The sequence below is a fragment of the Ruegeria sp. AN11 genome, from assembly GCF_056536005.1.
The window spans coordinates 2923295-2944781 of the sequence record NZ_JBQFJD010000001.1 but is presented as its reverse complement, the minus strand read 5'-3'; the positions used below and the strand labels follow the sequence as shown (position 1 = coordinate 2944781).

Sequence of the window (21487 nt, the reverse complement as noted above, 5' to 3'; positions counted from 1 at the left end):
CTGGTGTCGGAGATCATATGGCCGACTGGATCATCCTTGTCGCAATCAGTCTGGTTTCATCCTGTTTCGCGGTGCAGTGGCTGTTGCCCCGCAAGGCGCAATACGATGCCAGTTTCGGGCTGGCTTCGCCTTCGTCTTTGTTCGACACCGTCTTCCTGTTTGACGAAAGTCGCCTGATCAGCCACTCGGACATCGCTTTGACAGGGTTCGACAAAGTCGCCGAGTGGGGCGATCTGCGCCGGTTGCTGCATCGGGATTTCCCAACCTTTCCCGAAACGCCGGATTGCGTCCGAAGCGCCGGGACGCTGGTGGTCCCGGCGATCGATTGCACGGTCGGGCGCGAGGTGGTGTGTGAATGGATCGACGGCGTTGTGCGGGTTCAGTTGCGGGAACAGTGCAATGCCCCCACCCATGTAAGACGCGACGCCAATGACCCGATCCGACTTGCCATGGATCAGGCCCCCTATCCGGTTTGGCTGCTGGATCATCAGGCCAGCGTCCGGTGGTGCAACGCAGCCTATGTTTCACTGGTTCGAAAAGTGCGCGGACAGGACGCCGATTTAACAGACCCTCTGTTTCAAACGCTGGCCGATGATATGCGCCTGAATACCAGGATCCGGGTTTCTGCAGACGTCAAAGAAAGTGACAGCAAACTTTGGTTCGATCTGACGCTGGTCGATCACGCCGAAGGGCGGCTGTGCTATGCCGTTGACATAAACGCCATTGTCGCCGCCGAAAACACGCAGCGCAAATTCGTTCAGACGATGACCAAGACCTTTGCCCAGCTGTCCATCGGTCTGGTCATCTTCGACCGCAACCGGCAACTGGCCCTGTTCAATCCGGCCCTGATCGACCTGACCACCCTGCCCCCGGATTTCCTGAGTTGCCGCCCCAGCCTGTCAAGTTTCTTTGACCGACTGCGCGATCAACACATGATGCCCGAACCCAAGAATTACCGCAGCTGGCGCCGCCAGATGAATGATCTTCTGGAAGCCGCCGAGGACGGGAATTATCAGGAAACATGGTCTCTGCCCTCCGGGTCCGTCTATTTGGTCAGCGGGCGGCCTCATCCTGACGGGGCGGTTGCGTTTCTGTTCGAGGATATCACCGCGGAAATCACGTTGACCCGAAGGTTCCGTTCGGAAATGGACCTGATGCAATCGATCCTGGACAAGCTCGCAGATGCAATTGCGGTGTTTGCCGATGACGGGACGCTGGCCTGCACGAATGATGCCTATCGCGTGTTGTGGCAGGACACAGGCCAGACCGGATTCGAACCGGAATCGGTTCTTGAGGTCACACGGCGATGGCAACAACGCTGTGCTGCAACGCCCTTGCTGGGCGAGATCCGTGATTTTGTTGAAATGCGAGACAATCGGGCCGAATGGTCCGGCGAGCTGTTCATGCGCGACGGAACGCACATCCTTTGCACCGTCAGTCCGATGCAGAATGGCGCAACCATCGTGCGCTTTGCGGACGGGAAAACCGTCAGCAAGCCTATGGTGCGACAACAGATCAGCGCCTGAACCGGGTTGCAGCCGAACGGGCGCAGGTTCATTGTGGCGCCATGACACGAACCCCACTCTCGATCACCTTGAATTCGCCGGAAGAAACTGCGGGCTTCGCAACCCGGGTCGCAGCCGGCTTGGCGCCGGGCGACACCCTGTTGCTGGAAGGTGAGATTGGCGGCGGCAAGACTCATTTTGCCCGCAGTCTGATCCAGTCCTTGATGGATGTACCCGAAGACGTACCCTCGCCGACTTTCACGCTGGTTCAGGCCTATGACACCCCGGCCGGAGAAATCTGGCATTGCGATCTGTACCGGTTAAGTGCCGTGGAAGAGATCGAGGAGCTGGGCCTGACCGAGGCATTCGACACTGCAATCTGCCTGATCGAATGGCCCGAGAAACTGGGTCCGCTTATGCCTGACGCGGCCCTTGCGTTGAAATTTCGCACCGACCCTGATTTACCCGACACAAGACACCTGACCCTGTCCTGGTCCGACCCGAAATGGGCACCCAAACTGGAGACCGCTGCATGACCAACCGCGCAGTGCTGGCCAAAGCACTGATTGAGCAAACACCCTGGGCGAACGCCTCACGCGCAGCATTGGCAGGTGATGCGTCCAATCGCCGTTATGAGCGCCTGACAGACCCGGATACCGGGCGCACGGCCGTATTCATGGACGCCCCGCCGGACAAGGCCGAGGATGTCGCGCAATTCGTGCGTGTCGCGGAATATCTGCGGTCAAACGGTCTGAACGCACCCGAAATCTATGCCGAAGACATGGAATTCGGATTTCTGCTGCTCGAGGATCTGGGCGACGATCTGTTTGCCCGTGTTCTGGAAAAGAACCCCAAACAGGAACTTGCCTTGTATGAGGCCGCAACCGACGTTCTGATCCATCTTCACAACGCGCCGACACTGTCTTTGCCGTCGTACGGGCCTTCGCTGATGACCGAGCTGGCCGCGTTGTCCTTTACCAAATATGCACAAGGTATTCTGGGTTCGCATGACGAAGACGCACGCGACCTGTTTGAACGCCGGTTCCAGGATATCCTGCACCGCGAAACTTCGGGCGCGAAAGTTGTTGTGTTGCGGGATTATCATGCAGAAAATCTGATCTGGATGCCCGATCGGGACGGTTTGCACAAAGTGGGTTTGCTGGATTTCCAGACCGCCATGCTGGGCCATCCCGCCTACGATCTGATGTCGCTGTTGCAGGATGTGCGCCGTTCAGTCTCGCCGGGTACCGAAATGCGCATGGTCAACCGGTACATCGCCGCAACCGGAATGGATGATCACGATTTCCGCACCGCGTACAGCGTTCTGGGGGCACAGCGGAACCTGCGCATTGTGGGCGGGTTCGCGCGTCTGGCGACCGAATATGGCAAACCGCACTATGTCGATCTGATCCCGGCCACGTGGTCGCATCTGATGCGGGACCTCGAGCACCCGGCGCTGGTATCAGTGGCTGATCTGGTGCGCGAATCCCTGCCCGCGCCGACACCCGAAAACCTGGCCAGGCTAAGACCGCAATGACCCGACCGCCCGAAGCTGTCATGCTGTTCGCCGCCGGGTTTGGTACCCGTATGGGGGCATTGACCAAAGACCGGCCCAAACCGCTGATCGAAGTTGCCGGCAAACCGCTGATCGATCACGCACTGGATCTGGTTAACGATCTTGGCCCTCAGCGTGTCGTTGCCAATCTGCACTATCATGCGGATCAGCTCGCGGCGCACCTGGCTCCTCGGGGGGTATTATTGTCGCGGGAATCGCCAGAAATACTGGAAACCGGTGGCGGATTGCGGGCGGCTTTGCCTTTGTTAGGGTCTGATCCGGTCTTTACTCTGAACACCGATGCAATCTGGTCGGGGCCGAACCCGCTGACATTGCTGCGCGCAGCATGGGACCCTGACCGAATGGACGCTCTTTTGATGTGTATTCCGATCGCGCAGACAATCGGACATTCTGGATCGGGCGATTTTGCGGCAGACGAAACAGGACGCATCACGCGCGGCGGAGGGCTGGTATATGGGGGTGCTCAGATCCTTCGAACGGACGGTTTGCACGGGTTTCAGCAACCGGCCTTTTCGCTGAACCTGTTGTGGGATCAGATGCAACAGCAGGATCGTCTGTTCGCCCTGACCTATCCTGGTCGCTGGTGCGACGTTGGCCGCCCCGAAGGCATCGCAATGGCCGAAGGGTTGCTGGACAATGTTTGAACCCGGCATCCTGCCCCGTGTTTTTGCGGTTCCGCCCGGGGCAGACTTTCCAAAAGTTCTGGTGCAGGGGTTAAGGGCGCGCAGTGCGGATCTTCCGCCCGAAGCGCTGGCGCGGGTGCAACTGGTGGTGAATACCCGCCGCATGGCCCGCCGCGTGAGGGACTTGTTCGATCAGGGACCGCCCTGCCTGTTGCCAAGAATCTCGCTGGTGACAGATCTGGGGGAATCGGTTGATCTGGCGCAGGTGCCTCCGGCCATTCCAGCGCTGCGTCGGCGACTGGAACTGACCCAGCTGGTGGCGAAACTGCTGGACCAACAACCCGATCTGGCGGCAAGGTCTTCCATCTTCGATCTGGCGGACAGTCTGGCCAGCCTGATCGACGAAATGCAGGGCGAAGGCGTTTCGCCCGACGCCATCCGGCAACTGGATGTCAGCGACATGTCCGGCCATTGGGCCCGCGCACAGCAATTCTTTGGCATCGCCGATCGATTCATCAACACCGGCGAAGACACCCTGGACGCGCAGGCACGGCAACGGCGCGTCGTCAATAACCTGATTGACCGCTGGCGGAACGACCCGCCCGAACACCCCATCATTCTTGCCGGGTCAACCGGATCGCGTGGCACGACCCTGATGCTGATGGAAGCCGTCGCAAGGCTGCCACAAGGCGCGCTGATCCTTCCGGGCTTCGATTTCGATCAACCGAATGAAGTCTGGGAAGGACTGGATGAGGCGCTGACCTCGGAAGATCACCCCCAGTTTCGGTTTCGAAAGCTGATGACCCTGCTGGGTTTGACACCCGGCCAAATCACCAGTTGGACCGCCGACCAGCCACCCTCACCCGCGCGCAACAAGCTGATTTCACTGGCATTACGCCCGGCACCCATCACCGACGCGTGGATGACAGAGGGCCCGCGACTGACCGATCTGGCCGGTGCAACACAGGATTTGACCCTTGTCGAGGCCGCATCCCCCCGGGGCGAAGCATTGGCCATCGCGCTGCGGTTGCGCGAGGCGGCGGAAACCGGCCAGACCGCCGCCCTGATCACACCTGACCGAATGCTGACCCGTCAGGTCAGTGCCGCGCTGGACCGCTGGAACATCCTGCCGGATGACAGCGCCGGCCTGCCCCTGCAACTGTCGCCGCCCGGCCGTTTTCTGCGCCACGTTGCCGGATTGTTCGTCCGACGACTTGAAGGTGAGGCCCTCCTGACCCTGCTCAAACACCCGCTGTGTCATGATGGCGCCGAGCGAGGGGCGCATTTGCTTCATACCCGCGATCTGGAACTGGATCTGCGGCGGTACGGCCCGCCGTTCCCCGACAGTACCAGCCTGAGTGCATTTGCGATCCGCAAGGATGTTTCGGACGACTGGGTGCGCTGGGTCACCACTCATTTCTGCGATCAGGTGGTTGCAGGTGAGCGTCCGTTGGCGGAATGGGTGGAAAACCTGCGCGCACTTGCCGAAGCGATTTCTGCGGGCAGTAAGGGCGACCCAGGCACATTATGGGACAAGAACGCTGGCCAAAAGGCCTTGTCCGTTTTGACCGCGCTGGAGAACGAGGCCCCATATGGCGGCCAAATGAACGCCCATGATTTCGCCGATCTTCTGGGCGCGTTGCTGGCAACGGAAGAGGTGCGCGACCGGGACGCGCCGCACCCTCATATCATGATCTGGGGCACCCTGGAGGCACGCGTGCAAGGCGCTGACCTGCTGATCCTTGGCGGGTTGAACGAAGGCAGCTGGCCCGAGGCCGCCGCCCCTGATCCGTGGTTAAACCGGCAAATGCGTAGTCAGGCCGATCTGCTGCTGCCCGAGCGTCGCATTGGACTGTCAGCCCATGATTTCCAGCAGGCCGTCGGCGCGCCCGAAGTGTGGCTGACCCGGGCAACCCGGTCGGATGACGCGGAAACCGTCCCGTCGCGCTGGCTGAACCGCCTGACCAACCTGTTGCAGGGCCTGCCGGATCAGGGTGGGCCCGATGCCCTGTCCGAAATGCGGGCGCGCGGCCAAAGCTATCTGCGTTGGAGCGAAGCGCTGGAACACGCGCCCGATATCGCTTCTGCGCATCGCCCCTCGCCACGCCCCCCGGTTGCCGCACGTCCGCGCCGTTTTAGCGTCACCGAAATCAAGCGGCTGATCCGCGATCCTTATGCCATATACGCCAAACACGTGCTGCGGCTGAGGCCGCTGGATCCACTCGTACAGGCTCCGGACGCGTTGTTGCGCGGCATTGTCATTCACGAAATCCTGGAGAATTTCATCGAAGACAGTGTTCTGGATTCCGCCTTGCTGACGCGCGAGAATTTCCTCAAACGCGCAGCGGCGTTGCTGGACCGGCAAGTCGCGTGGGCGACTGCGCGAAAACTATGGCTGGCGCGTCTGGAAAGGATCGCCGATGCGTTCCTGCTTGCCGAAACCGGGAGGCGAAGCGATGGCGGACCAGTGGCCTTCGAAACGGCAATGAAGCTGGTTCTTGCACCGCTGGACTTCACGATCGCCGGGCGCGCCGACAGGATTGATCGCAACAGCCGCGGCGCCCTGCGCATCATCGACTACAAAACCGGTGTGCCGCCGACCGAAAGCCAACAGGCCAAATTCGACAAACAGCTTCTCATCGAGGCCGCAATGGCCGAGCAGGGCGGCATCGAAGGATTCGACCCCTTGCCAGTGGCCGAGGCGGTGTTCATCGGTATGGGCGGCACCTACAAAGAGGTGCCCGCGCCGCTGGCCAAGGAACCTGCCGACAAAGTTCTGGCCGAGCTGAAAGAGCTCATTTCCGCTTATTTAGAGCCTGATCAGGGCTTCTCGTCGCGTCGGATGCTGCACAAGGACACGGATATTGGCGACTATGATCATCTGGCGCGGTTCGGGGAATGGGATCGCACTGACGAAACAGCGCCCGAGGACCTGACATGAAAGCCTGCAACGATGCAACCGAACGGCAGGTGCAGGCCGCGCGACCCGATGCCTCGACCTGGCTTGCCGCCAACGCGGGGTCCGGCAAGACACGGGTTCTGACCGACCGGGTGGCCCGGTTGCTGCTAGGCGGCGTGCAGCCGCAGCATATCCTGTGCCTGACCTACACCAAGGCCGCCGCCAGCGAGATGCAGAACCGGTTGTTCAAACGCCTTGGCGAATGGGCGATGTTGGGCGATTCGCAGTTGTTGGCGCAACTGACCGAACTGGGGGTTCCGGGCATCATTGACCCCGGGCGGCTGGCGCAGGCCAGAACCCTGTTCGCGCGTGCCATCGAAACACCTGGCGGGTTGAAGATACAGACGATCCACTCATTCTGCGCATCGCTTCTGCGGCGATTCCCGCTGGAGGCTGGCGTCAGCCCCCAGTTTGCCGAAATGGAAGACCGCGCAGCCGCCCTTTTGCGGGAAGAAATCATCGAAGACTTTGCCGAAGATCCACAATCCGGGTTGGTCGAAGATATTGCCCGGTTTGTCACGGATACCGGTTTCGACAAGTTGACGGCCGCCATCACGCAAAAGAGGCACCTGTTTTCTCATCCTCTGGATTGGGACGCGCTGCTGAAACGCTTTGACCTGCCGCCTGGTTTCGACGACGACGCCCTGTCGCGCAGCGTCTTTCTGGGCGGTGAGGTCGAGCTGATCCAGTCACTACTGCCTGCGTTGACCGAAAGCGGCGGCAACAATGCCAAGGCGGCGGCCAAGCTTACAGGATTCACCGAGGCGCGGATTGGGCATTTGCCGCTACTGGAATCCGTTTTGGTGACGGGAAAAGGCGCAAAGGAGCCCTTTACCGCCAAAATCAACAGCTTCCCGACCAAGGCTCTGCGCGAGGGCGCCCTTGCGGACCGGATGCCACAGCTTGAGGCGCTGATGCTGCGTGTCGAAGCCGCGCGGGAAAAGCGGCTGGCATTGACGGCGGCGCAGAAATCGCGGGTTCTGCATCGTTTCGCAGCCGCGTTTCTGCCGGAGTACGAAAGACGCAAGCAATTGCGCGGGTGGCTGGACTTTGATGACCTGATCCTGCGCGCGCGCCAAGTGCTGAACGATCCTGCCGTGGCGGAATGGGTGTTGTATCGATTGGATGGCGGCATCGACCATATCCTTGTGGACGAGGCACAGGACACAAGCCCGGATCAATGGGATGTGGTTGAAAAACTGGCACAGGAATTCACCAGCGGGGAAGGGGCCCGGTCCGGGGTCGAACGTACGATTTTTGTAGTCGGTGACAAGAAACAGTCGATCTATTCCTTTCAGGGCGCCGACCCGCAGGCCTTTGACCGGATGCAGGCAGAATTTGGGCGAAAACTCCAGGAATCAGGCTCTAAACTGTGGGATTCCACACTTGAATTCTCGTTCCGGTCCTCCAGCGCCATTCTGACGCTGGTCGATATCCTGTTTAAAAACAAGACAGATGCAGGGTTTCACAAGGACTCGCTGCACCGCGCCTTCAAGACAGATCTTCCCGGTCGCGTCGATCTGTGGCCGGTCGTGGAAAAGGTCGAGGATGAAGAGGACGGCGACTGGACCGATCCGGTCGACCGGCCCGGCGCACGCCATCACACAGTCATTCTGGCGGAACAGGTGGCACATTCGATCAAGGGCATGATCGAAAGTGGTGAAACCATTCCGGAAGATGGCGAAGACCCAGGCAGCTTTGTACGTCGACGGATTGAACCGGGCGATTTCCTGATCCTGGTGCAGCGCCGCTCGGACCTGTTTGCCGAAATTATCCGCGCCTGCAAGGCACAGGGCTTGCCCATCGCCGGAGCAGATCGGCTGAAGGTCGGGGCGGAACTGGCGGTCAGGGACCTTGCCGCGTTGCTGAGTTTTTTGGCCACGCCCGAAGACAGCCTGTCACTGGCCACGGTTCTGAAATCCCCGTTGTTTGGATGGTCGGAACAGCAGCTTTTTGATCTGGCGCACCGCCGGTCCGAGGAGTTTCTGTGGGCAGCGCTTCGCAGGCGGGCAGATGAGTTTCCCGAAACCTGTGCCGTTTTGAACGATCTTCGGGCTCAGATCGACTTTCTGCGCCCCTTTGACCTGATCGAGCGTATCCTTACGCGCCATGACGGACGGCGCAAACTGCTGGGCCGTCTGGGGGCCGAAGCCGAGGACGGTATCAACGCGCTGTTGTCGCAGGCGCTGGCCTATGAGCGGACGGATATTCCCAGCCTGACCGGATTTCTGGTCTGGATGCAGACCGACGATCTGGAAATCAAGCGCCAGATGAGCGGTGTGGGCAATATGATCCGCGTTATGACCGTTCATGGCTCAAAAGGGCTGGAAGCCCCAATCGTGATCCTGCCGGACACCGGCAAGCGACAGCCGCCACGCGATGCCGAGATCATGGTCTCGGATGATTTGCCCTTGTGGAAAGTCCCCTCGGACGCCTCGCCTGTGCTGATCTCGCAGGCGCGAAACACGGCTCGGGAACGGGAAGAAAACGAACGGCTGAGATTGCTCTATGTGGCTCTGACTCGGGCTGAAAAGTGGCTGATAGTGGCTGCGGCCGGCGATGTGGGGCCGACGGATGGCAGTTGGTATCAGATGGTCAAGGGCGCAATGGAACAGGCGGGCGCCACCCGGCTGCCGGGAACAGACACACTCAGGTTGGCGCATGGCGACTGGGACGGACTGGCTCTGACGGAACAGGAGCAGTACGCGGCAAGCACAACGGACTTGCCGCAGATGTTTCTGCAGCCCGCCGGGGAAGCACCCAAAACAGCGGAGACAATAAGCCCTTCTGATCTGGGCGGTGCCAAGGCTTTACCCGGTGATGCTGGTCTGGACGAAGACGCCGCCAAGCTGCGCGGAACGCAATTGCATATGCTGTTCGAACACCTTCCATCCGTTTCTCAGGAACGCTGGGCTCAGCTTTGCGCCCGCCTTTTGCCTGATATGCACGAAGCGGAGAGGCTGGAGCTGATGGCAGAGGCAACGCGCGTGCTGACCTGCGACCGGCTATCCTTGGTGTTTGCGCCAGATACATTGGCCGAAGTTCCGATCTCGGGCGAATTGAACGGCCAACGGATGCACGGTGTCATTGACCGCCTGATCGTGACGGAAGCCGAAGTTCAGGCGATTGATTTCAAATCGAATTTCACTGTCCCTTACACTGCAGAGCAATGCCCCGAAGGCCTGTTGCGCCAAATGGGCGCCTATGCCTGCGCGCTGTCGCAGATTTATCCCGGGCGCACCATCCGTACCGCGATCCTTTGGACCCGGACCGCCCGGCTCATGTGGCTGCCACACGATCTTGTGACAGATGCTCTGACCCGCGCCCGCGTATCTTGACGTTGCCTGCATCGGCCCCTACGTTCTCAGCCCGAGTTTACCCCATTCAGGAGACAGAATATGTCGACCGTTGCCGTTACTGACGAGACCTTTGACGCCGAAGTCAAGAATTCGGATATCCCCGTTGTAGTGGATTTCTGGGCAGAATGGTGCGGACCCTGCAAGCAGATCGGTCCGGCCCTGGAAGAACTGGCTGCAGAATATGGCGGCAAGGTAAAAATTGCCAAAGTTGACGTGGACAGCAACCCGAACGCTGCCGCCGCCATGGGCGTGCGTGGTATTCCGGCCCTGTTCATTTTCAAGGACGGTCAGGTGGTATCCAACCGCGCTGGTGCGGCACCGAAGGCGGCGCTGCAAAGCTGGATCGACGAATCCATCTGACCCTGTGAATTTCGGCAGAAGACGCCCCGTTTCCGCGGGGCGTTTTTTTTGGCCATCTGGTCAGGAGGGGCTGCGATATTGTCAGCGCTTCCTGGACTGCCCGACATCGCACGACTGGATATTTGACCGATGCCCCGCAACTGTCACCAAAGGGCCATTGCACAGAACCGGCATCACTTGTCCTTACCTGAAAGGGCGTATTTCAATGCGTTAGCGCATCCGGTTTTCAGGGTGCCCTGGCCAAAAGTCTGACAGGAGGGTCGTCAAATATGGCAAAAACTCGGGTTCTGGTTGAATTCGGCATGGGGACGTCTTTGCGGCGCGAGGACTATACCGAGGCTGCGTTGCGGGCCATCAAGGATGCATTGCGGCACAACTCCGTCAATATGGCCGAGCTGTTTGATTTCCCAAAGCAAGCAATGATCATCGATGCGCAAATCGGTGTGCAGCAGCCGGACAAAGTCGACACCCAGATTCTGAAAGACGTGTTCCCTTACGGGCAGCCCAATATCACGGTGATACATGGCGGTCTGGACATCGACAAACCGAATTCCGATGGCTGCACGGTCATCGCCAACGCGGCCATCATCGTTTCCTTCGATATGGAGCCTGCGCAATGACCGAAAAACGCATCATTCTGGAAATGGGAACCGGAAATGACCTGTACGGTCAGGATTACACCAAGGCTGCGCGCCGGGCGGTTCAGGACGCGTTGCATCATTCTTCGATCACGCTGTTTTCGAAGCTGGGTATCGATCACTCGGAAATGCGGGTCCAGGTGACAATCGGCGTTCAGAACCCAGATCTGGTGGATTGCGATCTGGTCGCCGCCGATCTGCCCCGGGGGCGGGCGCAGGTGCGCGCCGTCAAGGGCGGACTGGATATCGAAGACAGCGACGCCGGCACCCGGCATGTTGTTGCGACCGCCGCCATCGAGGCCTTTTTGCCGGATCAGTCGGGAAAGTTCGTGCAGACCTGAAAAAGAAAAAAGCCGCTCGGTCGAGCGGCTCATCTCATGGTCTGACTTGCCTTGAAATCAGAGGTTTTTGATGTCGGCGCGGGTCAGGCCGATATCATCCAGCTGGGCGTCGGACAGAACTGACAGCGCCTTGCGGGTCTTGCGGGATTCGTTCCACTGTGCGGCAGCTTCGAAAGCTCCGGTGAATGCGTCCACTACGTGCAGGATGGTAGCTGCTCCGAGCGGCGCATGGATGTTTGCGGTGGTTGCCATTTGCGCATTCCTTCTAACAGAAACAGCCGACCCGTTGTCGGTTGTGATCCTCATCTAGTATGCCCGGCACGGACTCACAAATGCTGGTCTGGTAAACCCGCAATGCATTTTGTGCATATCAATTAGGCACTTCGGGAAGCGGTTGCGCATAACATCAGCGCAGCCCATATATGAGCCCGGACAACAAACGGAGACTTTCATGGCGGACAGCGACTTTCCCGGATGGCACGGCACAACGATCATCGGCGTCAAAAAGGGCGGAAAGGTTGTCATTGCCGGTGACGGGCAGGTCAGCCTGGGGCAGACCGTGATCAAGGGAACGGCCCGCAAGGTGCGTCGTCTGTCGCCCGGCGGGTTCGAGATTGTTGCAGGCTTTGCCGGTTCCACCGCAGATGCCTTTACCCTGCTCGAGCGGCTGGAGACCAAGCTTGAGGCGACGCCGGGCCAGCTGGCGCGCGCCTCGGTCGAGCTTGCCAAGGACTGGCGGACAGACAAATATCTGCAAAAGCTCGAGGCGATGCTGATTGTCACCGACGGCAAGGATCTGTTCGTGATCACCGGGGCAGGGGATGTGCTTGAGCCTGAACACAACGTGGCAGCCATTGGATCAGGCGGAAATTTCGCTCTGGCCGCTGCGCGCGCGATGATGGACAGCGACAAGTCGGCGGAAGACATCGCCCGGCAATCCATGGCGATTGCGGCGGACATTTGTGTGTACACCAACGGCAAGCTGACTGTTGAAACGATCTCAGGCTAACAGGGCTGAGATCTCTTTCCCCTTCCAGCGGCGGTGCATTCCGATCAGGCCCAGTATCGCAGCAATGACCACGATGTAATAGGGCACGCGGATGTCGATGCTCATCAAGCCGCCGCCAACCAGCGACATGATCCCTCCGGCCAGGCAGAATACTGCGGTGGTCACGCCCATGACCCAGCCCTGATCCGTTTCGCTGACCGATGAAGAGAATAGGCCCAGCATGGTCGGATAGGCCACGCCGAACAGGAAGTAGAAGAAGAACACTGGCACATAGCTGAATACACCGCTTGGGCTGAACGCAAAGGCAATGCCGCAGATGATCATGACCACAAGCGATGTGTAGATAATGCTGTGTTTGCTGAATCTCTCCTGTGCTGGTTTCACAAGGAACGTGCTTGAGAACGCCAGCGCGAAGCCGATAACCACCATCGCCATACTGCCGCCAATCACGCCGTAGCCGAAAGCGCTGGTCAGGAAATTATCCACGAACACATAGAACGTGACGTTGGCAATCATGAAGAACGAATAGACCGGCAGGATCTTCAGCACCATGGGATGCCCGCGGACTGCAATCAGGCTGTCGGTGACGTCACGGGGACGGAAAACAAACGCCGTGCGTTCGGTTCTTGTGTCCTTGAAATAGAACAGCACCAGGAAAATCGCGATCAACACCAGAACGAAGGCTCCATAGAACGGCGTTTTGAGTGTGGCCGCACCACCCAACAGAGCAGCATCCGAAAGAACCGCACCAATAATCGGGCCGCCCACCAAACCAAAGCTGACTCCGGTCACGATATAGCCCATGTTGCGGTCCCGATCCGCCGCATCCGTACTGCCATCAATCATTGCCGCCTGTGCAATGGGCTGGTTTCCGGCAGTAAAGCCGGTGATCGACCGGCCGGCAATCAGAAGCAGCAAACTGTTGAGGTAAAGCGCTGCGATGGTGATGGCGTACCCCGCTAGCGCTCCGCTCAAACAAACCAGCAATGCGTTCTTGCGCCCGATCGAATCCGAGACTTTGGACACGTAGACAACGCCCAGAAACCAGGACAGGAAAAAGCAGCCAATCACCAGACCATAGTAGAAATGCCGCCGACCGACCGGCGTATTTTCCGGCAGAAACCCGGACTTCGTCTCCATGATCAGCGAGTTGATGATGGGAAAGACCAGTCCCTGTCCGATCAGATCTACAAATACAACAAACAACAAAGTGATTTTGGCAATCTTCGTCATGCAACCCGCCCCGTTTCTTCAAATGGGGTGAGTGTAGCAGACAGGTGTCCTGACACCTAACACCATGCAAAAGGCCGGATTTTACCCGGCCCCCGGCAGTCCTGATCGCGTGCGGATCAGTTCAGTGACGCCACGCCCAACGGCACGCCCGCGACCTCACACCAGATGTAAACTTCGTTGTAGCCGGAAACGTCCATGGTCGGCGGAACGGCATAGGATTGTTTGCCGGTCAGGTTCAGCAGCGCACCCAGCTTGCTGTCAGGATCATATGATCCGTCCTTGCCGAAAGCGACACGCGGGTCGGGCCCGCCATCCAGCGAGAAATCGTCGCCCAGTTCGACAATGTAGCGGTCTCCATTCTTGACCAGCTTCACCGAACCCGAGGTGATGTGCTTCGAACGGCCCTCGAACGTGCCTTTCTTTTTGGCACCGCCAGCCAAGGCGACATTGGCACTGGTCAATGTCAGTACCGCGCCGGCTGCAGCGGCTTTCACAAAGAGCGAGCGACGAGTCATCATGATGAGTTTTCTCCATTGGTAGACACGGACTGGTTTGCCCGATGTTGTCCGTTATGCCGCAGGCCTCGCCGCATACTCCAATCACTTCGGGACGAATTTCTGTGTGCGCGCCGTGTGTTGGCGTGATGTTTTCGTGATCGGCTTGTGTTTTCGCGCCTTATGATTAGGTTCCGCTTCGAAACAAACGGATTGAGTGCATATGACCGACCTGACCCCGCGCGAGATTGTCTCGGAACTGGACCGCTTCATCATTGGCCAGAAGGATGCCAAACGCGCGGTTGCCGTCGCGCTGCGAAACCGCTGGCGGCGCAAGCAGTTGCCTGACGACATCCGGGACGAGGTCTATCCGAAGAACATCCTGATGATCGGCCCCACCGGCGTCGGCAAGACCGAGATCAGCCGTCGTCTGGCCAAACTGGCCCGCGCGCCTTTCATCAAGGTCGAAGCCACCAAGTTCACCGAGGTTGGCTATGTCGGGCGCGACGTAGAACAGATCGTGCGGGATCTGGCGGACGCCGCCATCCTGCAAACCCGCGAATTCATGCGGGAGGACGTCAAGGCGCGCGCCCATCAGGCCGCCGAGGACCGGGTCATCGCCGCCATAGCCGGGGAAGACGCCCGCGAAGGCACGCGCGAGATGTTTCGCAAAAAACTAAAATCCGGTGAGCTGGACGATACGGTGATCGAGCTGGAACTCTCGGACACCTCGAGCCCGATGCCGATGTTCGACATTCCCGGCCAACCCGGCAGCCAGATGGGGATGATGAACCTGGGAGACATCTTCGGCAAGGCCTTTGGCGGGCGCACGGTCAAACGCAAGATGACTGTCGCAGAAAGCTATGACGCTCTGATCGGGGAAGAGGCCGACAAGCTGCTGGATGATGAAACCGTCAACCGCGTGGCGCTGGAATCCGTCGAACAGAACGGCATCGTATTTCTGGATGAGATCGACAAGGTTTGCGCCCGCTCTGACGCACGCGGCGCTGATGTCAGCCGGGAAGGGGTTCAGCGGGACCTCTTGCCTTTGATCGAAGGCACAACCGTATCCACCAAGCATGGCCCCGTCAAAACAGACCACATCCTGTTTATCGCCTCCGGGGCGTTCCACATCGCCAAGCCCTCGGACCTGTTGCCGGAACTTCAGGGGCGTCTGCCGATCAGGGTCGAACTGCGCGCCCTGACGGAAGAAGACTTTGTGCGCATCCTGACTGAAACCGACAACGCCCTGACCCTTCAGTATACCGCGCTGATGGGGACCGAGGATGTCACTGTCCGGTTCAGCGAAGATGGCATCGCGGCGCTTGCCCGCATTGCGGCGGATGTGAACCAGAGCGTCGAAAACATCGGTGCGCGGCGGCTGTACACCGTGATGGAACGCGTGTTCGAAGAATTGTCTTTCGCCGCCCCCGACAAGGCCGGAACGGAAATCACGGTCGACGCGGAATTTGTCAGCAGCAATCTGGGTGAACTGACCAAATCCACCGATCTCAGCCGTTACGTTTTGTAACACGCTCAGCCGGATTTTGCCTTTCTTCTACCCCGCGCCGCTGGACGTGGGGCGAGAATTCGATAGCTTGGCGCAAACCTGATCCGGGGATTGTCCGTGTTGCGCCATCTGATCCTGCTGCTTGCCTGTCTTTCACTCAGCGCCTGTGTCGACAGGACGGTGTCTGAAATCGTGCCTTCGGCTGCGGTTGTCGGCACGCCCAAAACGATTCTGGCAACCACGACCCGCGCCAAAGAGGCGAATGGATCATATGGGTTCCGTCGCGGCGAATCCTTGCGCTACCTGGAAACCACGGTGTCGATTCCGCCAAATCACACCCCGGGAACCCTGAAGTTCTCCTACGCCAACCCAAATCCGAAGAAAGAGTTCGTGTTGGCGAACGTCACCGAACTGGATGGGCCGCAGGACCTGAAAACCCATTTGCGCGGCAAAGAAGACGTCACAATTTTTGTGCACGGATACAACTCGACCCAGACCGAGACCTTGTTTCGGGCCGCACAACTGTCCCACGATATCGGCCTGCCCGGAAACACTCTGGTCTATTCATGGCCCAGCCGTGCGACAGGCATTGGCTATGCCTATGATCTGGACAGCATGCTGTTCGCCCGTGACGGGCTGGAACAGACCATTCGCTCTTTGAAATCAATGGGGGTCAAGCGGGTCATTCTGGTCGCGCATTCCATGGGAAGCGCCCTGACAATGGAGATGATGCGTCAGGCCGAGTTGCAGGAACCGGGCTGGGCCAAGAGGAACCTGGAAGGCGTGGTTCTGATTTCACCGGATCTGGACGTGGATCTGTTCCGCTCGCAGATGGAGCGGATCAAGTCCCCGCCGGATCCGTTTCTCGTCATGGTTTCGCAAAAGGACAGGATTCTGAACATCTCGGCCCGTTTGCGCGGAACGGATGAGGGTGAGCGGTTGGGCAACATCAGCTCGATCGACAGTCTTGAAGAATTTCCGATCAGCGTGATCGACACCACCGCATTCAACAGCGATGCGGAATCATCGCATTTCGTGGCCGCGACCTCTCCGGCGTTGCTGGCGATCCTCAGCTCGCTCAGACGTGTCAACAACACGTTCGGGCCGGAAGATAGGCCGGCTATCGACATCCTTGTCCCGCCAAGCCAGCGGAACCCGGACGGTGCAACCGAAATAGTCCTGACAGAAACAGGGCAGGCCGAGGTTACGACTCCGTGAACCCGGGCGGCCTGCGTCGGTATCTTGTCCAGAACGCAAGCTGGCTGAGCGCGGGGGCGCTGCTGACCTTTCTGTCGAGTTTCGGACAGACCTTCTTTATCTCGATCTTCTCGGGCCAGATCCGGTCCGAATTCGGCCTGAGTCACGGTGCATGGGGAAGCCTCTATTCGCTGGGTACCCTGATGTCTGCGGTGGTGATGGTCTGGGCCGGAGGGCTAACCGATATTTTTCGCGTGCGGGCGCTGGGCCCGGCGGTTCTGACGGGGCTGGCGGTTGCGACAGCGGCGATGGCGCTGAACGAGTTGGTTGTTCTGCTGCCATTGGTCGTTTTCCTTCTCCGCCTGTTTGGACAGGGGATGAGCACCCATCTGGCGCTGGTCGCCATGGCGCGATGGTTTACCGCAACGCGGGGCAGGGCGCTTGCCATCGCCTCGGTCGGGTTTTCCATCGGCGAAGCGCTTTTGCCCCTGATCTTTGTCGCCGCAATGGCCCATTTCGACTGGCGAACACTGTGGTTGGTTTGCGCTGCCGTCTCTGCGTTCGGAATACCGATCCTGATCCGACTGCTACGCCAGGAACGAACACCTCAAAGTCTGGCCAGTGAATATACCGCCACCGGCATGCAGGGCCGCCACTGGACCCGCCGGGACGCGCTTTTGCATCCGCTGTTCTGGTTCATGGCACCTGCATTGTTGGGTCCGTCCGCCTTCATCACGGCCTTCTTTTTTCATCAGGTTCATCTGGCCGAGGTCAAAGGCTGGCTTCATATCGAACTGGTGGCCCTGTTCCCGGTCTTCACCGCAGTCGGCGTGCTGTCTATGTTTGCGGCGGGCTGGGCGTTGGACAAATGGGGTACGACGCGCATAATGCCGTTTTACCAGTTGCCCATAGCGCTGGGGTTTCTTGTTCTGTCCTTCACCGGTTCGATTGGAGGCGCCCTGACCGGTCTGGTCCTTCTGGCGCTGACCGTCGGGGCCAACAGCACGCTGCCCAGCGCATTCTGGGCCGAGTTTTACGGAACGCGCCACATCGGTGCGATCAAGGCACTGGCAACAGCGATCATGGTGCTTGGGTCGGCCATCGGCCCCGGACTGACGGGCATTCTGATTGATACCGGCATTCCGCTTGCGACCCAGTTTCTCTGGATCGGAGGGTTTTTCATTCTGGTCTGCGGGGTAACTTGGATCGGTATCACACAAGCCGCACGCACACTTTAACGCGTTCGGCGCAGATACACGTAATAGGCTCCGTCGCCCCCGTGGCTGATATGGGCGGGTGTTATCTGAAGGACGGCCTGCGCCAGTGGCGGCAAAGACAGCCATTGCGGAACCTGATTGCGCAGGACACCCCGCGGCGTCGGGATCGGTCCGGGCTCATCCCTGTCTTTCCCTTTGCCGGTGACAACCAGAACTAGACGCTTGCCTGATGCCTGCGCGGTCAGAACAAACCGCACCAGAGCCGGATGTGCCGTGTCTACGCGCATTCCGTGCAGGTCCAGCTTGCCTTCCGGCTTCAGCTTGCCGCGCTTCATTCGCGCAAAGGCCTTGGTGTCCATCTGCACAGGACTTGCCCGCAGACTGTCTCCAATTGCGGGTTTCAGGGCATGTTGCGCCGGCTTTGTTGTTGCTTTCTGCCCCAGTTCAAACTCGTCAAATCGCGGTTTTGGCTGCCGGTTCGGCTTGGGTTTCGGCAAAACGGTCGGGTGGATCGTCTGCGGAATCTCGGGGTGCAAACGCTCGGCCCGTTTCGCGACCTTTCGCCACAATTCCACCTCTTCTGCAGTCAGCTTTCGGCGGGACATCAGAACTCATCCGGCGACATGGCATAAGCGCGCTGAATTGGCAGCAACACAACCATGCGGCCCGGATCCTTCAGCCTCCCTGCAGCCTGACCGGCGGTGTCGCCGGTTCCGAAAAAGATATCGGCGCGCTGCGCGCCCTTGATGGCCGCACCAGTGTCCTGCGCGATCATCAAGCGGCGCAGCGGATTTGCCCCATCCTTTTCCAACCAGACTGGTGCCCCCAACGGCGTATAGGCTGGGTCCGTCGCAATACTGCGCATGGTCGTGACCGATCGGTTCATGGCACCCAGCGGACCCCGGTCAGGAGCGACCCGTGTGACTTCGCGGAAGAACACATAGGACGGGTTGTGAAACAGCAGTTCCGCACCAGCCTCGGGGTTCTTGCGTACCCAGGCCCGGATCATCTGGGCGCTGACCTCGTGTGCGCCAAGAACACCGCGCCTGATTAGCTCGACCCCGATCGACCGATAGGGGTGGCCGTTCGCGCCGCCATATCCGACGCGCAAGGCGCTGCCATCGGGCAGACGAATTCGCCCCGAGCCCTGAATCTGAAGAAAGAACAGTTCAACCGGATCGTCGACCCACGCAATCTCAAGCCCGCGCCCCGCCATGGCCTCGCCCGTCAGGATTTCGCGGCGGCTCAGCCATTTGTCGGCAGCGCGTGCCTCGGGCGGAATTTTATATAGCGGATATCTGAACCGATCCGATCGGGTTCTGGACCCGTCCAGTTCCGGCTCGAAATACCCGGTGAACAAAGCCTCCTTGCCGTCTTCGACAAGGACAGGGCGAAAGAACAGTTCAAAGAAGGCCCGGGCTGCGTCAGGGGAATAAGTCTGGGCCACGCCGCACAAGGCCCGCCAGTCCGGGTCATTCAGATCGTTGCAGGTGTTCAGAAAAACCGAAAGGGCCGCCCCGTGATCGTCGGCGGCCCAGCCATCCAGATCGTCGAATGACAGTATAGATCGCGTCGCCTCGGCTCCGGCGGCGCTGGCGGCGGTCATCGCGCCCACCAGTAAGAGCGACCGGAGCGTGGCAATCATGCGTCCGTGGCGACAAGCAGCCAGTTCGGATCATCCGAGCCCATGACACGAGCAAAGGTCCAGCTGTCCTTCTGGCGTTTGACCGTGTTGGGGCTACCTTCGATGATGTCCCCGCCACGATCCCGCACCACCGAAGTCAGTTCACCCACAAACTTCATGGTGATCTCGGCCTGATTGGTGTCCTTGTCGAAATGGGCATCGGCCAGCGCGGTTTCACGCACACCGATGAATTCGGCTTCGATGGTCAAGCCCCGGTCTTCGCGGTCGGCCACAACGGAAACGAAAGTGTCAAAGACCTCTTCCGACAGGAAAGGCTGGATTTCGTCCAGGTTACCCTTTTCGAACCCCATTACGATCATCTCGTAAGCGCCGCGCGCGCCCTGCACGAATTCGGTGACGGAAAATCCGGGCTCGATCCGTTTCATCGCCGCCAGTGTCTGGGCCTGCTCGCTGTCTTCGGGAACGTGGTCGGTGATGTCATGATCCGGGCCGCCGTCGATCACTTCAAAATCGCGGCGTGCCTTGTTGGAACCGGGCTGCTGCAGAGGAGGTTTTTCGAAACCTTCACGCGTACCCAGAACGCTTTTCAGGCGCAGGATCAGGAAAACGGCAATTCCGGCCAGGACCAGCAGCTGGATCATGGGTTCGTTCATTTCATCCTCTTTTCAGAACCGCGACTTTGTATACGCGGCCTCATGTCACTATGTAGGTGACAGTTTAGGGCAAGTCCACTGCCCTGCACACGCGAAAGGATGACGAAAATGTATCTGTTTCTGGCATTTCTGTTGGTGCCGATCATCGAGATTGCCCTGTTCATTCAGGTTGGCGGTCTGATCGGACTTTGGCCGACACTTGCAATCGTTGTCCTGACAGCCTTTCTGGGCACCGCTTTGGTGCGGACGCAAGGCCGCATGGCGCTGGGTGAATTACAGAGAACATTCAACGCTCTCGACGACCCGACCGAACCCCTGGCCCATGGCGCCATGATCATTCTGTCAGGCGTATTGTTGCTGACGCCCGGCTTTTTTACCGATGCCGTGGGCTTTGCGCTGCTTATCCCCGGCTTAAGGGTTGCCGTGTTCCGGTATCTGAAATCCAAAGTAACGGTGACGCATTTTCAGATGGGCACCGGTGCACAATTTCACCAGCGCAATGATCCCTTTGGTCAGGATGACGTTATTGATGGCGAATTTACCGAGGTTCACCCCCGCAAAGAACCAACAAAACCGTCGAAATGGGTGGATGGTCCGCACGAGCATTGAGGTGCCGCGCCCAACTTGATAAGCAGTGGCGAAATTCAATTTTGGAGTAGATCCATGGCCGAAGAAAAAGCCGCAGACAACGCTGCGTCACAAACCGCCCCGCAGGTTCAGATGCGGGTTCTGGGGCAATTCATCCGCGATATGTCCTTTGAAAACGTGATGGCGCAAAAGGGTGTATCCGGCGATGTGCAGCCCGAGATTGCCGTACAGGTCAATCTGGACGCGAAAAAGCGCCCGGCAGACCACCAGTTCGAGGTTTCGATCAAGCTGAACCTCACCTCGAAAGCCAAGGGCATGGAAGACATCCTGTTCCTGTGCGAAATCGACTATTGCGGACTGTTCCACGTGGAAGGTGTGCCCGAGGATCAATTGCACCCGTTCCTGATGATCGAATGTCCGCGGATGTTGTTCCCGTTCCTGCGCCGCGTTGTCAGCGACATCACCCGCGACGGTGGTTTCCCGCCGGTCAACCTGGACACAATCGACTTTGTCGGCCTCTACCGTAACGAGTTGATGCGCCGCCAGGCCGAAGCCCAGAAGGCCGAAGCCTGATCAATCT

At 59.2% G+C, this 21487-nt stretch carries 21 protein-coding genes; 15 read left to right on the top strand and 6 right to left on the bottom strand.

Annotated features, from left to right (window positions below):
• Nucleotides 1-17 precede the first annotated feature (17 nt).
• From ACR3EQ_RS14495 to ACR3EQ_RS14455, 9 genes are all read left to right on the top strand, one after another.
• Nucleotides 18-1526, top strand: a complete 1509-nt coding sequence (locus ACR3EQ_RS14495) for a PAS-domain containing protein (RefSeq protein WP_480491023.1) — start codon at nt 18-20, stop codon at nt 1524-1526.
• A gap of 41 nt (nt 1527-1567) precedes the next feature.
• The gene (tsaE, locus tag ACR3EQ_RS14490) at nt 1568-2041 is read left to right on the top strand and encodes a tRNA (adenosine(37)-N6)-threonylcarbamoyltransferase complex ATPase subunit type 1 TsaE (RefSeq protein WP_170612809.1); all 474 of its coding nucleotides are present in this window, start codon (nt 1568-1570) and stop codon (nt 2039-2041) included.
• Nucleotides 2038-3042: a phosphotransferase gene (locus ACR3EQ_RS14485; RefSeq protein WP_170619065.1), complete on the top strand. Its 1005-nt coding sequence runs from the start codon at nt 2038-2040 to the stop codon at nt 3040-3042. Before tsaE ends, ACR3EQ_RS14485 begins: the two co-directional genes overlap by 4 nt.
• Entirely contained in the window at nt 3039-3725 is a 687-nt protein-coding gene (locus tag ACR3EQ_RS14480; RefSeq protein WP_170612805.1) for a nucleotidyltransferase family protein, read from the top strand. The genes ACR3EQ_RS14485 and ACR3EQ_RS14480 overlap by 4 nt, the downstream gene beginning before the upstream one ends.
• The gene (gene addB, locus ACR3EQ_RS14475) at nt 3718-6645 is read left to right on the top strand and encodes a double-strand break repair protein AddB (protein ID WP_480491021.1); all 2928 of its coding nucleotides are present in this window, start codon (nt 3718-3720) and stop codon (nt 6643-6645) included. The genes ACR3EQ_RS14480 and addB overlap by 8 nt, the downstream gene beginning before the upstream one ends.
• Nucleotides 6642-10001, top strand: coding sequence for a double-strand break repair helicase AddA (gene addA, locus ACR3EQ_RS14470; RefSeq protein WP_480491019.1), 3360 nt, complete (start codon nt 6642-6644; stop codon nt 9999-10001). Before addB ends, addA begins: the two co-directional genes overlap by 4 nt.
• A gap of 60 nt (nt 10002-10061) precedes the next feature.
• Nucleotides 10062-10382: a thioredoxin gene (gene trxA / locus ACR3EQ_RS14465; RefSeq protein WP_170612799.1), complete on the top strand. Its 321-nt coding sequence runs from the start codon at nt 10062-10064 to the stop codon at nt 10380-10382.
• A gap of 269 nt (nt 10383-10651) precedes the next feature.
• A complete protein-coding gene (locus ACR3EQ_RS14460) occupies nt 10652-11002 on the top strand; it encodes a Lin0512 family protein (RefSeq protein ID WP_480491017.1) in 351 nt (116 codons plus the stop codon).
• Nucleotides 10999-11361, top strand: coding sequence for a Lin0512 family protein (locus ACR3EQ_RS14455; RefSeq protein WP_170612795.1), 363 nt, complete (start codon nt 10999-11001; stop codon nt 11359-11361). The genes ACR3EQ_RS14460 and ACR3EQ_RS14455 overlap by 4 nt, the downstream gene beginning before the upstream one ends.
• A gap of 57 nt (nt 11362-11418) precedes the next feature.
• Here the strand turns inward: ACR3EQ_RS14455 and ACR3EQ_RS14450 are convergent, their stop codons facing one another.
• Nucleotides 11419-11613 (bottom strand): DUF1127 domain-containing protein, encoded by a 195-nt coding sequence (locus ACR3EQ_RS14450; RefSeq protein WP_170612793.1) that lies wholly within the window; start codon nt 11611-11613, stop codon nt 11419-11421.
• A gap of 199 nt (nt 11614-11812) precedes the next feature.
• Here ACR3EQ_RS14450 and hslV point away from each other — a divergent pair, with 199 nt between their 5' ends.
• Nucleotides 11813-12370 (top strand): ATP-dependent protease subunit HslV, encoded by a 558-nt coding sequence (hslV, locus tag ACR3EQ_RS14445; RefSeq protein ID WP_170612791.1) that lies wholly within the window; start codon nt 11813-11815, stop codon nt 12368-12370.
• On the opposite strand, the gene ACR3EQ_RS14440 is transcribed toward hslV, so the two are convergent.
• Nucleotides 12362-13603 carry an MFS transporter gene (locus ACR3EQ_RS14440; RefSeq protein WP_170612789.1) on the bottom strand — a complete coding sequence of 414 codons (1242 nt, stop codon included), beginning with the start codon at nt 13601-13603 and terminating at the stop codon, nt 12362-12364. The genes hslV and ACR3EQ_RS14440 overlap by 9 nt on opposite strands.
• 116 nt (nt 13604-13719) lie before the next feature.
• Nucleotides 13720-14121, bottom strand: a complete 402-nt coding sequence (locus ACR3EQ_RS14435; RefSeq protein ID WP_170612787.1) for a DM13 domain-containing protein — start codon at nt 14119-14121, stop codon at nt 13720-13722.
• Between the two features lie 199 nt (nt 14122-14320).
• Between ACR3EQ_RS14435 and hslU the strand changes: the two genes are divergently transcribed.
• The 3 genes from hslU (at nt 14321) to ACR3EQ_RS14420 (ending at nt 18042) form a co-directional block, all read left to right on the top strand.
• Nucleotides 14321-15628, top strand: coding sequence for an ATP-dependent protease ATPase subunit HslU (gene hslU / locus ACR3EQ_RS14430; protein ID WP_170612785.1), 1308 nt, complete (start codon nt 14321-14323; stop codon nt 15626-15628).
• 96 nt (nt 15629-15724) lie between these two features.
• On the top strand, nt 15725-16825 hold the full coding sequence (locus tag ACR3EQ_RS14425; protein WP_170612783.1) for an alpha/beta fold hydrolase: 1101 nt from the start codon (nt 15725-15727) through the stop codon (nt 16823-16825).
• Complete coding sequence (locus tag ACR3EQ_RS14420) at nt 16822-18042, top strand: MFS transporter (RefSeq protein ID WP_480440962.1); 1221 nt, start codon at nt 16822-16824, stop codon at nt 18040-18042. The genes ACR3EQ_RS14425 and ACR3EQ_RS14420 overlap by 4 nt, the downstream gene beginning before the upstream one ends.
• Here ACR3EQ_RS14420 and ACR3EQ_RS14415 read toward each other — a convergent pair.
• From ACR3EQ_RS14415 to ACR3EQ_RS14405, 3 genes are read right to left on the bottom strand one after another with little or no spacing between them, the layout of a single operon-like run.
• Nucleotides 18039-18626 (bottom strand): Smr/MutS family protein, encoded by a 588-nt coding sequence (locus ACR3EQ_RS14415; RefSeq protein WP_170612781.1) that lies wholly within the window; start codon nt 18624-18626, stop codon nt 18039-18041. The two genes, ACR3EQ_RS14420 and ACR3EQ_RS14415, sit on opposite strands and share 4 nt — an antisense overlap.
• Nucleotides 18626-19666: a murein transglycosylase A gene (gene mltA / locus ACR3EQ_RS14410; RefSeq protein WP_170612779.1), complete on the bottom strand. Its 1041-nt coding sequence runs from the start codon at nt 19664-19666 to the stop codon at nt 18626-18628. Before mltA ends, ACR3EQ_RS14415 begins: the two co-directional genes overlap by 1 nt.
• Nucleotides 19663-20319 carry a Tim44/TimA family putative adaptor protein gene (locus tag ACR3EQ_RS14405; protein ID WP_170612777.1) on the bottom strand — a complete coding sequence of 219 codons (657 nt, stop codon included), beginning with the start codon at nt 20317-20319 and terminating at the stop codon, nt 19663-19665. The genes mltA and ACR3EQ_RS14405 overlap by 4 nt, the downstream gene beginning before the upstream one ends.
• A 108-nt stretch (nt 20320-20427) precedes the next feature.
• Here ACR3EQ_RS14405 and ACR3EQ_RS14400 point away from each other — a divergent pair, with 108 nt between their 5' ends.
• Nucleotides 20428-20928, top strand: coding sequence for an FxsA family protein (locus ACR3EQ_RS14400; protein ID WP_170612775.1), 501 nt, complete (start codon nt 20428-20430; stop codon nt 20926-20928).
• Between the two features lie 54 nt (nt 20929-20982).
• Complete coding sequence (gene secB, locus ACR3EQ_RS14395) at nt 20983-21480, top strand: protein-export chaperone SecB (RefSeq protein ID WP_170612773.1); 498 nt, start codon at nt 20983-20985, stop codon at nt 21478-21480.
• Nucleotides 21481-21487: the final 7 nt, after the last annotated feature.

Excerpts from the sequence above, each read along its gene's own strand:
- ACR3EQ_RS14495 (WP_480491023.1), top strand. The coding sequence starts at position 18 with ATGGCCGACTGGATCATCCTTGTCGCAATCAGTCTGGTTTCATCCTGT.
- tsaE (WP_170612809.1), top strand. The coding sequence starts at position 1,568 with ATGACACGAACCCCACTCTCGATCACCTTGAATTCGCCGGAAGAAACT.
- ACR3EQ_RS14485 (WP_170619065.1), top strand. The coding sequence starts at position 2,038 with ATGACCAACCGCGCAGTGCTGGCCAAAGCACTGATTGAGCAAACACCC.
- ACR3EQ_RS14480 (WP_170612805.1), top strand. The coding sequence starts at position 3,039 with ATGACCCGACCGCCCGAAGCTGTCATGCTGTTCGCCGCCGGGTTTGGT.
- addB (WP_480491021.1), top strand. The coding sequence starts at position 3,718 with ATGTTTGAACCCGGCATCCTGCCCCGTGTTTTTGCGGTTCCGCCCGGG.
- addA (WP_480491019.1), top strand. The coding sequence starts at position 6,642 with ATGAAAGCCTGCAACGATGCAACCGAACGGCAGGTGCAGGCCGCGCGA.
- trxA (WP_170612799.1), top strand. The coding sequence starts at position 10,062 with ATGTCGACCGTTGCCGTTACTGACGAGACCTTTGACGCCGAAGTCAAG.
- ACR3EQ_RS14460 (WP_480491017.1), top strand. The coding sequence starts at position 10,652 with ATGGCAAAAACTCGGGTTCTGGTTGAATTCGGCATGGGGACGTCTTTG.
- ACR3EQ_RS14455 (WP_170612795.1), top strand. The coding sequence starts at position 10,999 with ATGACCGAAAAACGCATCATTCTGGAAATGGGAACCGGAAATGACCTG.
- ACR3EQ_RS14450 (WP_170612793.1), bottom strand. The coding sequence starts at position 11,613 with ATGGCAACCACCGCAAACATCCATGCGCCGCTCGGAGCAGCTACCATC.
- hslV (WP_170612791.1), top strand. The coding sequence starts at position 11,813 with ATGGCGGACAGCGACTTTCCCGGATGGCACGGCACAACGATCATCGGC.
- ACR3EQ_RS14440 (WP_170612789.1), bottom strand. The coding sequence starts at position 13,603 with ATGACGAAGATTGCCAAAATCACTTTGTTGTTTGTTGTATTTGTAGAT.
- ACR3EQ_RS14435 (WP_170612787.1), bottom strand. The coding sequence starts at position 14,121 with ATGATGACTCGTCGCTCGCTCTTTGTGAAAGCCGCTGCAGCCGGCGCG.
- hslU (WP_170612785.1), top strand. The coding sequence starts at position 14,321 with ATGACCGACCTGACCCCGCGCGAGATTGTCTCGGAACTGGACCGCTTC.
- ACR3EQ_RS14415 (WP_170612781.1), bottom strand. The coding sequence starts at position 18,626 with ATGTCCCGCCGAAAGCTGACTGCAGAAGAGGTGGAATTGTGGCGAAAG.
- mltA (WP_170612779.1), bottom strand. The coding sequence starts at position 19,666 with ATGATTGCCACGCTCCGGTCGCTCTTACTGGTGGGCGCGATGACCGCC.
- ACR3EQ_RS14405 (WP_170612777.1), bottom strand. The coding sequence starts at position 20,319 with ATGAACGAACCCATGATCCAGCTGCTGGTCCTGGCCGGAATTGCCGTT.
- ACR3EQ_RS14400 (WP_170612775.1), top strand. The coding sequence starts at position 20,428 with ATGTATCTGTTTCTGGCATTTCTGTTGGTGCCGATCATCGAGATTGCC.
- secB (WP_170612773.1), top strand. The coding sequence starts at position 20,983 with ATGGCCGAAGAAAAAGCCGCAGACAACGCTGCGTCACAAACCGCCCCG.